Origin of the sequence: Leisingera sp. ANG-M1 (assembly GCF_000813745.1) — a bacterium.
Lineage (GTDB): Bacteria > Pseudomonadota > Alphaproteobacteria > Rhodobacterales > Rhodobacteraceae > Leisingera.
Map to the genome: position 1 here is coordinate 66,752 of NZ_JWLC01000016.1, position 11,982 is coordinate 78,733.

The 11,982-nt window shown below is 63.2% G+C and carries 15 protein-coding genes; 10 read left to right on the top strand and 5 right to left on the bottom strand.

Annotated elements, in window-relative coordinates; all coding sequences use genetic code 11:
* Positions 1–61: 61 nt before the first annotated feature.
* The 3 genes from RA19_RS14640 to RA19_RS14650 all read right to left on the bottom strand — a co-directional run bounded on the left by RA19_RS14640 (position 62) and on the right by RA19_RS14650 (position 3,842).
* A complete protein-coding gene (locus RA19_RS14640; protein WP_052261798.1) occupies positions 62–883 on the bottom strand; it encodes a transporter substrate-binding domain-containing protein in 822 nt (273 codons plus the stop codon).
* 118 nt (positions 884–1,001) lie between these two features.
* Positions 1,002–2,411 carry an FAD-binding oxidoreductase gene (locus tag RA19_RS14645; protein WP_039163867.1) on the bottom strand — a complete coding sequence of 470 codons (1,410 nt, stop codon included), beginning with the start codon at positions 2,409–2,411 and terminating at the stop codon, positions 1,002–1,004.
* Between the two features lie 3 nt (positions 2,412–2,414).
* The gene (locus RA19_RS14650; protein ID WP_039163869.1) at positions 2,415–3,842 is read right to left on the bottom strand and encodes an aldehyde dehydrogenase family protein; all 1,428 of its coding nucleotides are present in this window, start codon (positions 3,840–3,842) and stop codon (positions 2,415–2,417) included.
* Positions 3,843–3,975: 133 nt separating this feature from the next.
* On the opposite strand from RA19_RS14650, the gene RA19_RS25835 reads away from it, so the two are divergent.
* From RA19_RS25835 to RA19_RS27765, 4 genes are all read left to right on the top strand, one after another.
* A complete protein-coding gene (locus tag RA19_RS25835; RefSeq protein ID WP_206540278.1) occupies positions 3,976–4,590 on the top strand; it encodes a TetR/AcrR family transcriptional regulator in 615 nt (204 codons plus the stop codon).
* A gap of 12 nt (positions 4,591–4,602) precedes the next feature.
* Positions 4,603–5,868 (top strand): sulfatase-like hydrolase/transferase, encoded by a 1,266-nt coding sequence (locus tag RA19_RS14660; RefSeq protein ID WP_052261800.1) that lies wholly within the window; start codon positions 4,603–4,605, stop codon positions 5,866–5,868.
* A gap of 30 nt (positions 5,869–5,898) precedes the next feature.
* Positions 5,899–6,150, top strand: coding sequence for a hypothetical protein (locus RA19_RS25840; protein WP_052261801.1), 252 nt, complete (start codon positions 5,899–5,901; stop codon positions 6,148–6,150).
* 87 nt (positions 6,151–6,237) lie between these two features.
* Positions 6,238–6,378, top strand: coding sequence for an ATP-binding cassette domain-containing protein (locus tag RA19_RS27765; protein WP_446720285.1), 141 nt, complete (start codon positions 6,238–6,240; stop codon positions 6,376–6,378).
* A gap of 70 nt (positions 6,379–6,448) precedes the next feature.
* Here the strand turns inward: RA19_RS27765 and RA19_RS14665 are convergent, their stop codons facing one another.
* A complete protein-coding gene (locus tag RA19_RS14665; RefSeq protein WP_039163871.1) occupies positions 6,449–7,834 on the bottom strand; it encodes an IS1182 family transposase in 1,386 nt (461 codons plus the stop codon).
* Positions 7,835–7,910: 76 nt separating this feature from the next.
* Between RA19_RS14665 and RA19_RS14670 the strand changes: the two genes are divergently transcribed.
* The 6 genes from RA19_RS14670 to RA19_RS14685 all read left to right on the top strand — a co-directional run bounded on the left by RA19_RS14670 (position 7,911) and on the right by RA19_RS14685 (position 10,851).
* Positions 7,911–8,342 (top strand): ATP-binding cassette domain-containing protein, encoded by a 432-nt coding sequence (locus RA19_RS14670; RefSeq protein WP_052261802.1) that lies wholly within the window; start codon positions 7,911–7,913, stop codon positions 8,340–8,342.
* Between the two features lie 12 nt (positions 8,343–8,354).
* Entirely contained in the window at positions 8,355–8,426 is a 72-nt protein-coding gene (locus RA19_RS27770; protein ID WP_446720286.1) for an ABC transporter ATP-binding protein C-terminal domain-containing protein, read from the top strand.
* Positions 8,426–9,172 (top strand): ABC transporter ATP-binding protein, encoded by a 747-nt coding sequence (locus RA19_RS14675; RefSeq protein WP_039163873.1) that lies wholly within the window; start codon positions 8,426–8,428, stop codon positions 9,170–9,172. Before RA19_RS27770 ends, RA19_RS14675 begins: the two co-directional genes overlap by 1 nt.
* 163 nt (positions 9,173–9,335) lie before the next feature.
* The gene (locus RA19_RS27210; RefSeq protein WP_206540279.1) at positions 9,336–9,722 is read left to right on the top strand and encodes an ABC transporter permease subunit; all 387 of its coding nucleotides are present in this window, start codon (positions 9,336–9,338) and stop codon (positions 9,720–9,722) included.
* Positions 9,695–10,030: a branched-chain amino acid ABC transporter permease gene (locus RA19_RS27215; protein ID WP_052261804.1), complete on the top strand. Its 336-nt coding sequence runs from the start codon at positions 9,695–9,697 to the stop codon at positions 10,028–10,030. Before RA19_RS27210 ends, RA19_RS27215 begins: the two co-directional genes overlap by 28 nt.
* Entirely contained in the window at positions 10,027–10,851 is an 825-nt protein-coding gene (locus RA19_RS14685) for a branched-chain amino acid ABC transporter permease (protein ID WP_052261805.1), read from the top strand. The genes RA19_RS27215 and RA19_RS14685 overlap by 4 nt, the downstream gene beginning before the upstream one ends.
* Before the next feature lie 87 nt (positions 10,852–10,938).
* Here the strand turns inward: RA19_RS14685 and RA19_RS14690 are convergent.
* On the bottom strand, positions 10,939–11,982 hold a 1,044-nt coding region (locus tag RA19_RS14690), incomplete at its 5' end, for an aminotransferase class V-fold PLP-dependent enzyme (protein ID WP_039163889.1).

Consider the following 11,982-nt stretch of genomic DNA (forward strand, 5'->3'; position numbering starts at 1 on the left):
TGTTCGTCCCGGCTTGCAAATGCCGCCCCAGGCCCAGCCGGGGCGGCACGGAAAACCGGTATTACTCGGCAGTCAGGCGTGCGATATTGGCGTCATAGAGCCGCTGGGTGGCGCCGGTTGCGATCTGCTCTTCCAGGTAGATGTCGAGCACCTGGATATCGTCCAGCGCCACGTTCTTGCGCAGGCCATAGGCCACGCCCTGCTTGGCGATGGCCGGCTGCGGCAGTATCTGCGCCGCCCACTCAGGGTTCTGCAGAATGGTGACGCGGTGAATGTCGCTGTCGGTGGCAAACACATCCGCGCGCTTGGAGATGATCGCCAGACGGCCTTCATTGGCGCCATCCAGGCGGATGATCTTGGCGTGTTTCACCTGCGGTGTGATCGACAGGTCGCCCGCGGCGCCCTGCATCACCGCGATGGTGATGCCTTCCTTGTCGAAATCCGCCAGCGAGGTCATGTCGGCGCTGATCTTGGGGTTGCGGGTGTCATGCAGCAGACCGATTTCGTAGTTCCAGATCGGCTGCGAGAAGTTGATCGCCATGGCGCGCTGCGGGTTGCGGTTCAGCGCCGAGGAAATGTCCCACTTGCCGGCCTGCAGGCCGGCAACCATGTTGCCCCAGGTGGTCTCAACCACTTCGATTTCGACGCCGATAGCATCGCCGTAGCCTTCCATCACGTCCAGGAAGAAACCGGACCATTCGCCAGTCTTCGGATCGCGCACCAGATGCGGCGGCGCTTCGGCCACGCCCACCCGCAGGGTGCCGCGCTCCAGCGCGTCGGACCACAGGCTTTCCTTCTCCTGCGCTGCCGCCGGCTGCGCCAGCCCGGCTACAGCCAGCGCAGCGGCGGCGGCAATCGTTTTCACATTGGTCATAAAGGACATGTACTTTCCTCCCTAGGGGTCCCCTTGCCGGGCTGGCAGATGCCCCTGCCCCGGCCTGGCAAAAGTCTGGCCGGCGCAAGGCCGACCAAAACAGCAAGAAATCCCGCGCTTTGGTAAGTTATTCTTGCGGGTTCCGAGGCCCGGTCAGCACGCCGGGATTGAGCAGCCCTTGCGGATCGGCCGCTTGTTTGAGACACCGCATCAGATTGCGTTCCTCGGGGCTTCTCAGTTGATCCGCAAAGAAAACTTTTGACCGGCCAAGCCCGTGTTCAGCCGCAAAACTTCCGCCGACGGCCTCGGCCTCCTTATAAATCAATTGCGAAAGAGCTGCTTTGGCTTCACCGAAACCCGCCGCGCCTTCCGGCGGGCTCAGGTTATAGTGGATGTTGCCGTCGCCCAGATGGCCGAACGGGTTAATCCGCACACCAGGAAGAATCGCGTCCAGCTGCGGCGCCATGCGTTTGATGAATTCACCCAGCTCAGCCACCGGCACCGCGATGTCATGCTTGAGCTGCGCGCCTTCAAGCCGCTGCCCTTCCGGCATCTCCTCGCGCAGCCGCCACATTGCCGCGCGCTGCGCATCATTGGCCGCCACGGCTCCATCCTGGATCAGCCCGGCTTCAAAGGCCTCGCCCAGCGCAATTTCCAGCATTGCGCCTAAGTCCACACAGCGCGCCGCCGTGGAAAGCTCGACCAGGACATAGGCACCGCCGCGGGTGTCCAGCGGATACTCCAACCCAGGAACATTGCGCAGAGCCAGCTCCAGCCCGGTGCCGCTGAAGAACTCCAGCGCAGACATGAACTCGCCCAGTTCCTGGCGCAACTGCGCACCCAGCCGAACCAAGGTTTCGAAATCCGCCACCGCCAGTAGCGCGGTCGCCCGCGACACCGGTGCCGGAAACAGCCGCAGCGCAGCGCGGGTGACCACGCCCAAAGTGCCCTCCGAGCCGCAAAACAGGCGCCGCAGCTGGTACCCGGCGTTATCCTTGATCAGCGGCCGCAGCCCGTTCCAGACACCGCCATCGGGCAGCACCACCTCCAGCCCCAGCACCAAATCCTGCATCATGCCATAGCGCAGCGCATGGCTGCCGCCGGCATTTGTGGCGATCAGCCCGCCGATCTGGGCGCTGCCTTCGGCACCGAGATGCATCGGGAAAATCAAGTCACGCGCCGCAACGGCCTCATGCACCGCAGCTAGCACCGCGCCGGCCTCCACCGTGACGGTAAAGGCCAAGGGGTCCACGGAGCCGATCCGGTTCATCCGCGAAAGCGACAGGATGATATGCCCTGGCACCCCCGGCACCGCCCCGGCGCAGAGGCTGGTGTTGCCGCCCTGCGGTGTCACCGGCACACCGGCCGCATGAGCCAGCCGCATCACCTCTGCAACCTGTTCGGTGTTCTCAGGCCGCGCCACCCCCAGGGGCGCATGGGACTGCATCTTCAGCCAATCCGTTTGCCAGGCCTCCAGCCCTTCGGTCAGCCAGCCCTTGGGCCCCAGCAGCGCGGCAAGTTCCTCTGTCAGCGCCATGGCTCAGACCGCAAACGTATAGGCGGTCTTGACCGACGTGTAGAACTCCGCCGCGTAACGCCCCTGTTCGCGGGAGCCCACCGAAGAGCCTTTGCGGCCGCCAAAGGGCACGTGGTAATCCACCCCAGCGGTCGGCAGGTTGACCATCACCATGCCCGCCTCAGAACGCCGCTTGAACTCGCGCGCGTAGCGCAGCGAAGTGGTGCAGATGCCGGAGCTCAGGCCGAACTCCGTGTCATTGGCCAGCGCCACCGCATGTTCGAAATCCTGCGCCTTGATTACGCTGGCACAGGGTCCGAAAATCTCCTCCCGGCTGACCCGCATCTCGTTGGAGGCATTGAGGAACAGCGCCGGAGCCTGAAAGTACCCCAGCCGGTCAAGTTGCCCGCCGCCGAGCACTTCGGCACCTTCCTGCCGGGCCAGCTCCACATACCCCAGGTTGCCGCACAGCTGGCTTTCCGAGGCGACTGGACCGATTTGCGTTGCCGCCTCCAGCGGATCGCCCAGCACCAGTTCACTCATCGCCTGATGCATCCTGTCCGCAAAGGCGTCGTGAATGCTCTCCTCGACAATCAGCCGCGACGACGCAGTGCAGCGCTGCCCGGTCGAGAAGAAAGCCCCGTTGATACAAGCGGGCACCGCCACGTCGAGATCGGCATCAGCCATCACCACCATCGGGTTCTTGCCGCCCATCTCCATCTGCAGCTTCTTGCGGCTCCGGGCGCAGCCCTCAGCAATGCCCTGCCCAACGCTTTCCGAGCCGGTAAAGGAAATCGCCGCTACATCCGGATGCTCAACCAAAGCGGCGCCGATGACCGAACCCGGCCCCATCACCAGATTGAACACACCTGGCGGGCAGCCGGCCTCCTGCAGGATTTCCGCAAGCAGATGCGCCGAGGCCGGGGTCAGGTCGGCTGGTTTCATCACGACTGTGTTGCCAAAGGCCAGCGCCGGGGCCGCCTTCCAGGCCGGGATCGCAATCGGGAAATTCCACGGGGTGATCAGCCCAATCACCCCAAGCGGTTCACGGCGGACTTCCACATCAACACCGGACCGGATCGAGTCAATTGCCTCGCCGGCCAGCCGCAGGGCTTCGCCAGCGTAGAACTTAAACAGCTGCCCTGCCCGGACCGCCTCACCGGTTGCCTCGGCCAGCGTTTTGCCTTCCTCCCGGGCAAGCACCCGGCCCAGTTCGCCCTTGCGCGCCAGAATGAGACTGCCTGCCCGGTCCAGCGTATCGGCCCGGAACTGAGGAGAGGCTGCGGCCCATCTCGGGAACGCCTCGGCGGCCGCGGCAACGGCCTGCTCCGCATCCTCAGCACTGCCCCGGGCAAACAGGCCGATCACTTCTTCAGGGCGAGCCGGATTGCGGTTCTCGGAAAACGCTGCCGCGCTGACCCAATGGCCGCCGATGAGGTTCCGTTTTGACATAGATCGCTCTCCCAGGAATTGGCTTCAGCCACTATGCGCAGTGCAAGGCCTGCGCCGCCTGCAAGAATTTCTGGTGAAACCCAACAAATGCTTTCGCAGCTCGGGTCAGGGAAAGATTCGGATGGACCAAGTGGTGAAACGCACACAGCAGCAGAAAAGCGAGGAGATGCGGGCCAGGCTGCGCCGGGCCACACTGCTCACGCTGATGGAAGAAGGCTTCCGCAATGCGGGCACGCCGGAAATCTGCCGCCAGGCCGGCGTTTCGCGCGGGGCGATGCTGCATCACTACCCGACCCGCAATGCATGGCTTCTGGACGCCGCCATTGATCTTTGGCGGGAAGTGCCCGAGCGGCTGCGCGGGCTGGTCGGCGGACTGAAGGACGGCGCCTTTGACGTGGACGCCTTTGTTGACGGCGCATGGGAGAACATGTTCGCCGATGACGTGGTCCTGCCCTCGCTGGAACTGACGCTGGCCGCGCGCAGCGATCCGGAACTGGCCGAGCCGGTTGCAGAAGATCTTCGCGCGCTCTTCAACAGCTACTACGAGATTCTGCACGGCACCTTTACTGCACAGGGCTGGGACGAGACCTCCATCCGCGACAGCATCAACCTTGTGCTCTGCGCCTTGCGTGGATTGAAGGTGCAATCTCTGGTCTATCACAGCCCGCACTTCGAGGATGAAATGATGGCGTCGCTCAAGAATGCCTTCAGGCATGCCATCCGGGCGATGGCGGAAACGGCGGACTAACCAGGAAACATCATGAAGACGGTCAGGAATGTGCTGCTGGTCATTTCCGACCAGTGGCGCGGGGAATTTATTGCCTGCTGGGGGCATCCGGATGTGAAGACACCGCATCTGGACGCATTCGCCGCCGAGGCGGTGTCGTTCCAGCGGCACCATGCGCAGGCTGCGCCCTGCGGGCCGTCGCGGGCATCGCTGCTGACCGGCCGCTATCTGATGAACCACCACCAGGTCAGCATTGAGCCCCCCTTGCCCGCAAGCGTACCCGATCTGGCCCATCTGGTTGCGGTATCGGGGCGCGAGCCCACGGTCTTTGGCTATACCGACACGCCGAACGACCCGGACCAGACCGGACAGCTGCAGCCCTGGGTCTGCCCCGGTTTCGAGACCAAGACGGGTTTCTTTTACCATGACAGCTTTGCAGCCTGGCGGGCCTGGCTCGCAGAGCACGGGTTGGAAATACCCCAAGGCGAAGATCCCGAAAGCATTTTCCTTCCCGCAGGCGGCTACGACCGCAGCCGGCCGCAGGCCCCATGCCAGTATCCGGCTGGCCTGAGCGATACGGCGTTCCTGTCCGGCGCCGCGGCGGAATACATCCGCGCCCGGAAAGGCAAACCCTGGTTCTTGAGCCTGAACTGCCTGCGCCCGCATCCACCGATGGTTGCGCCGGAACCCTATAACCGGATGTTTGACCCAGCCCGGCTGTCTTTGCCGCCCCGCGCAGGCACTCCGGACGATACCGCGTCCAGTCACCCTTTCCTTGCGGCCTCGCTCAAGGCCTATGGCACCCGGCGTTACTTCCGGGCTGACCTCGCACCCGAAGACGTGACAGCCGCCGACGAGCGCAACATGCGGGCATCCTATTATGGCAACATAGCCGAAGTGGATGCCCGTTTCGGAGCCCTGGTAGCAGATCTCAAAGCAGCCGGCCAATGGAACGATACACTGGTGACTTTTACCTCGGACCATGCGGACCAGCTGGGCGGCAATTGGATTTACGGCCGCCGCGGCCCCTTTCCGGGACTGTTTCATATCCCCCTGATGATCCGTGATCCGCGTTTCCCGGCCCAGCATGGCCCCAGCGTCGAAGATTTCACCGAGTCAATCGACATCCCTCCCACTATTGCAGAAGCGCTCGGCCAGCCTCAGCCGGAGTGCGACGGCCACTCGCTGCGCGGCTTCCTATCCGGGGAAGCGCCAGCGGACTGGCGTCGGCTTACAGTGTGGGAAACCGACTTCCGTGAACTGCGGCTCACCCCGGAAATGGCGCCCTATCTGCCTTAGCAGCCAGATGACTGCTGTTTCACAGCGCTTATGACGCAGGACTGGCTCTACATCCATTTTCCGGCTCAGCCTGCGCTTTTGTACGATCTCAAATCCGATCCGCACTGCCACCGCAATCTGGCGGGCGAGCCGGCTTATGCCGCCGATCTGGCGCGCTGCGCTCAGGCGCTGCTGACACACCGGATCCGGCATACCCCGAAACAGCTTTCGGACTATTGGCTGCCCTATGCGACCAACGGGCCGGCACGGAAAATCTGGAACGCGGAGGAGCAGAAGTGCTGAGGATTTCAGTCCTGGCAGAAACTTTCGGGGCGTTTCACACTCTGGACATCGGGCAAATCGATATTCCCCAGGGCCAGGTGACCTGGCATCGTCGGCCCCAATGGCGCAGGCAAGACAACACTGTTCAACACAGTGGGCGGCGCAATCCGCCCGGATGCGGGCAGGGTTATTCTGGACGGCCGCGACATCACCGGACTGCCGCCGCAGCGGCTGGCGGAGCAAGGCTAATTCTGTTGAAAAACAACGTGTTGCTCACGCAGAATGTTTGGCGTTGGATGCGAGGCGAGCGCCTTTGTGATCAGGCTTCGCGCGTTTGCTGCGGTGCGGGAAAGATCTTGGCCAATTTGCGGAGGTTCTGGGCGGTGGCGGCGAGGAGGAATTCGTCATTTGCGCCGCATGGACCGCGTAATCGGAGCCGCCCAAGACCAAGTATGCGTTTGAGGCGGGCGAAGAGCATCTCGACTTTTTTCCGGAGCTTCATCGAGACTTCGTATTGCTTGGTTTTGGCGGTTTCCCGGACGACCTGCCGGGCATCTTCATGTTCTTCGCGGGTGATCTTGCGCGCGGCGGCGTTCGGGCAGCACTTGGGCTTGGATGGGCAGGCCTGACAGATCTCTTTCAATGCGCGATAACGGGCTGTGCCTTTGCCGGACGGACCTCGGTTCGGGCCCGAATAATTGCGGCGGAACTGCTTGAGAGCATGTCCCTCCGGGCAGATGTATTGGTCATTCTCGGCATCCCATTCGAAGTCGGCGCGGGTCAAGGTGCCGTCGTTGCGCCCGGATTTATCAAAGACAGGAATGTGCGGTGCGATCCCGCGGTCAACCAGCCAGCCCAACATTGGCCCGGTGCCATAGGCCGTGTCAGCGATCAGGCGTTCAGGGTGCAGATCGAACTTGGCCTTCACCCGCTTCAGCATGGTTTTCGTCGATCCAATCTCAGCCTGCCGGATTGATCGCGTCGCCTCCACATCGACGATAACCCTATGATCGGTGTTGATCAGATAGTTGTCGGAATAGCTGAAGAAAGCAGGGCCTTTACGTGCCGCCGTCCATCGGCTGGCCGGATCAGAATGGGAGGTGAACTTCGGTTGCACCTCGCTGGCGGCACCGAATGCAGCTTCATCCAGCGTGTCGAGATACTCGCGAACGGCGCGAGGGGCATCGGCCGGGTCGATGCCGGAGGCGTCCCATTCTTCCTTGGGTGTCGAATTCTGCTTGTGGGCATCCGCCTCGATAAGGCTGGCATCAATTGCCATGCGCTGCCCGCTTGCCAGGCCTTCTGCGATGCCGCGCGCAACGGTTGTTTCGAACAAATGCCGCAGCAGTTCACTCTCCCGGAAGCGGCCGTGCCGGTTCTTGGAAAAGGTGGAATGGTCCGGCACGCGGTCAATCAGATCGAGACGGCAAAACCAGCGGTATGCCAGGTTCAGATGCACTTCTTCGCAGAGCCGCCGCTCGGATCGGATGCCGAAGCAATAGCCAACCAGAAGCATCCGGATCAGCAGCTCTAGATCGACAGAAGGACAGCCTGTATGGCTGTAGAATTCCGCCAGATGAGCCCGGATACTGTCCAAATCGACGAACCGATCAACCGACCTCAGCAAGTGATCTAGAGGAACATGATCTTCCAGCGGGAACTCGCAGAACAGCGCAGCTTGAGCTTCCTGCCTCCGGCCCATCATGGTCGGTCACCTCCCTCAATAGGAGAATTGAATCAGCCCGTTGCCCTTGGATCAAGTCAGAGTTTTTCAACAAAATATGCCTGGTGCGGACTTTCCAGATCTCCCGCGACCTCGGCGCCCTGACCATCCTGGAAAATCTGCTTCTGGCGCGGCCCGGCCAGCGTGGCGAAGGCCTGGCATCAGCGCTGTTTTCCGCGCCGAGGAGGATGCCGCCATCGAGCGGGCCCGCACCCTGCTGCTACAGGTCGACCTGTGGCGGCTGGCAGACCACGCGGCCAGCAGCCTGTCCGGCGGGCAGAAAAAGCTGCTGGAAGTGCTGCGTGCAATGATGCTGTCGCCCAAAGTGATCCTGCTGGATGAGCCCGCCGCACGCGTGGCGCCGACGATGGAGGGGGTGCTGTGCGACTTCAATCTCAGCCTGAAGGAGGAAGGGGTCACCTTTGCCATTGTCGAGCATGACATGGAGATGATCGAGGCGCTGTGCGACAGCATCTATGTGATGATCTAAGGCCGCAAAATGATGCGCGGCATATTCGAGGAGGTCACCACCGATCCCCGTGTTCTGGAAGCCTATCTGGGGAGCATGGTGTGATGGGCAATGCCCTTTTGGCAGTTGAGAACCTGCGTGCCGGCCACTGCGGCGGTGATATCATCAAGGGTGCGGATTTCTCGGTCTCCGAGGGCGCCGTTTCGACCATCGTCGGCCCCAACGGCGCGGGCAAATCCACTCTGATCAAGTCGCTGGTCGGCCTGCTGGCACCGCGCGACGGCACAATCACCCTAGCAGGCAAAGACGTGGCCCGGCTGAACGCGCCTTCCAAGGCGCGGGCGGGGCTGGGGTATGTCCCGCAGGAGCACAATGTGTTCCGCAACATGTCGATCGGCGAGAACATGACGCTGGCCTATGAATTCATCGGCAGCGGCTCCAAGGGCTTGCCCACGGCCCGCGACCGGGTCTTTGCCATCTTCCCGGACCTCGCTCACCGCGAGGCGGATCTGGCGGGTAACCTGTCGGGCGGGCAGCGGCAGATGCTAGCCTTCGGCTGCGCCTTGATGCCGGACCCGAACCTCTTACTGCTGGATGAGCCAAGCGCCGGATTGTCGCCCAAATACGTTGCCGAGATGTTCGAGGCGGTAAAGGCCGTGAACCAGGCTGGTGTCTCGATCCTGATGACCGAGCAGAACGTCAAGGAGGCGATGGTGATCTCAGAAACCGCCATCGTGCTGGTCGCGGGCACGGTGCGGGCGCAGATGCCTGCCGAGGACTTCGTGAACCATCCCGACATTCACGCGCTCTACATGGGCACCTCGGATGCCGGTGCAAAGGAGAGCGGCTGATGCTCCAAATCCTGTTGAATGGCGTTGTCTCGGGTCTGCTGGTGGCCCTGCCTGCGATTGCGCTGCCGCTGAGTTACGGCGTTCTGAACTTTCCCAATTTCGCAATTGGTTCGATGACTACGGCCGGCGCCTATATCGCGTTGTATTTAACGTGGATGCTGGCGTGCCGATCCTGCTGGCGGCGGTCCTGGGCGCCGCAAGGCTGGCGGCAGCGGCACTGGTCACAGACCGGCTGGTCTACAAGCCCTTGCGCAGCGCGGACCATGTGACGCTGCTGGTAGCCTCCATGGGCGTCTACTTCGTTCTGGAAAACCAGGTGCGTTTCCTGTGGGGCTCGGACATCCGCGGCTTTGACATAGCCGTCGCCCGGCCGCACCGCTGGATGGGGCTGCGGGTCAACAACGAGCAGATCGCCGTCGTGGCGGTGTCACTGCTGGCGATGGCGGCGGTCTGGTTCATCCTGATGCGCACGCCCCTGGGCCCTGCCATGCGGGCGGTGGCGGACAATCCGGACCTGGCGATGTGCGCGGCATCAGCCGCAACTATGTGATCGCCATGGTCTGGGCCATCGCGGGCGTTCTGACCGCCTTTGCCGGCGTGCTGATTGGCATGGATAGGGTGATCGATCCGCTGATGGGCTGGTACTACGTGCTGCCGGTCTTTGCAGCCGTGATCCTCGGCGGCATCGGCAACCCGCTGGGCGCCGTCATCGGTGCGCTGCTGATTGGGGAGGCCGAAGAACTTGCCACTCTGGTGCTGCCCACCACCTACCGGCAGGCGGTCTCCTTCCTCATCATTGCGCTGGTGCTGCTGCAGCGCCAGCACGGACTTCTTGGCAAAGCGAGGATCACCAGATGATCGGCTACCTGACGGCAATCCTTATCTTCGTAATCATATCGGCCCTGATCGGCCTAGCGCTGAAGCTGCAATGGGGCCAGGCGGGGATGGTGAACTTTGGCATCTTCGGGTTCTTTGCCGTGGCTGCCTATGTCTCGGGCCTCAGTGCCCTGGCCGGAGTACCTGCGCTGATCGGTGCCGCGCTTGCAATACTGGCCACGGTGGCGCTCAGCATCCTTGTGGCCCTGGTCTCAGCCCGGCTGCGGGAGGATTACCTGGCAATTGCCACCCTCGCCTTTGCCGAGGCTGTCCGGCTGTTCCTGCTGAACGAAACCTGGCTGACGGGCGGCGCCAACGGCCTGCCGGGCATTCCGTGGCCGCTGTCGGAGCTGGCGTCCGGCCTGCAGTATGAACTGCTGTTCCTGGGCCTCTCCCTTGCGGTCCTGGCGGCCTGTTTCGCTTTTGCCCAGATGCTGACGATCTCCCCCTTTGGCCGGGTCCTGCGGGCCCTTCGCGAAGATGATCTGGTCACCGCCACCCTGTGCAAAACCACGCTCGGCTTCCGCGTCCGGGCTTTTGCTGCCGGCGGTGCGATCATCGGAGCCGCAGGAAGCCTGCACAGCTTCTACTTCAGCTATATCGACCCGCCCCAGTTCGGCACCTTTGTCACGGCTAATGCCTTCATGGCGATGATTGCCGGCGGGCGCGGGTCCAACACCGGCCTTCTCCTGGGCGCCGCCTCGGTCATGGTGCAGCTGGAAGGCACCCGCTTTCTGAAAGACCGCCCCTTTGCCCATTTCGTGATCCGCGGTGGCAAGGATTCGGATCTTGGCCTGGTTTGACCCTGGTCAAGCGGACGGCCCCAAAATGGGGCTGTCTTTTTTGCGGGGAGGTTTTCGGGGCGGGGATTGGCTGCGGTTTGCTGCGGCTTATGCGCTGGGGGCGAGTTCTTTCACTGCCGCGAGCATCCTGGCGATTTCGGCCTCGGTGTTGTAGTGGCAGAAGGAGATCCGGATGCAATCGGGCAGGCCCAGCGGGTCCAGCACGTTGCCGGAGTAATGGTCGGCCTTGCGGGTATGGGTGCGGATGCCCTGGGCGTTGAGGGCCGCCACCGCCTCTTCCGAGGCGATGCCGTCCACCACGATGGAGACCAGGCCTTCGCGGGCCGGGTTGTCTGCACCGGCCAGGATGGTGACATGCGCCATGTCGCGCAGCCCCGGCAGGTTGCCGGTGCCGTTGATCGCGGTATTGGTCAGATGGGTCTCATAGGCGTGGATGGCGCGGCCTGCGGCTTCGATCCTGCCGCGCCTGGAGGTCTCGGAGGAGACCTCGCCGCCGAGCCATTCGAAGTAGCCGACCACATCCGACAGGGTGGCGTAAGAGCCGGTGTCGCGGGTGCCGAACTCCCAGCCGGTGGCGGGCGCCCCGATCAGCATGTCATGCGGCAAGGCGCTGAGGCGGTCCGAGATCCAGGCGATGCCGTAGCCGTGGCGCGAGAACACCTTGTAGGGCGAGACCGCATAGCCGTCGACATCGTAGGCCGCCAGATCCAGCTGGCCGTGGGCGGCGTGCTGGATGCCGTCGACGATGATCAGGCAGTCCGGCGCCACCGCGCGGATCGCCTTGGAAATCGCCGCCACATCCATGCCCATGCCGGTGACCGGCGAGGCATGCAGGATGGTGGCCACCGCCACATCCGGGGTCATCAGCGCGGCGTAGTCTGCCGCCGTGACCAGGCCGGTTTCGTTGCTGTGGGCGACGTTCACATAGTCCAGTCCGGCAATCCCGGCCCAGCGGCGGGCGGCGCTGCGGGTGGCCGGGTGCTCAATCGAGGAGCCGATCACCCTGGCGCCCTTGGGGGCGTTGACGCAGGCGGTGCGGATCATCCGGAACAGCAGCTCGGTGCCGCTTTCGCCGGCAAAGAACTGGCCGGACGCGGCGTTCATGAAGATGGCCAGGTCTTCCTTGGCCGT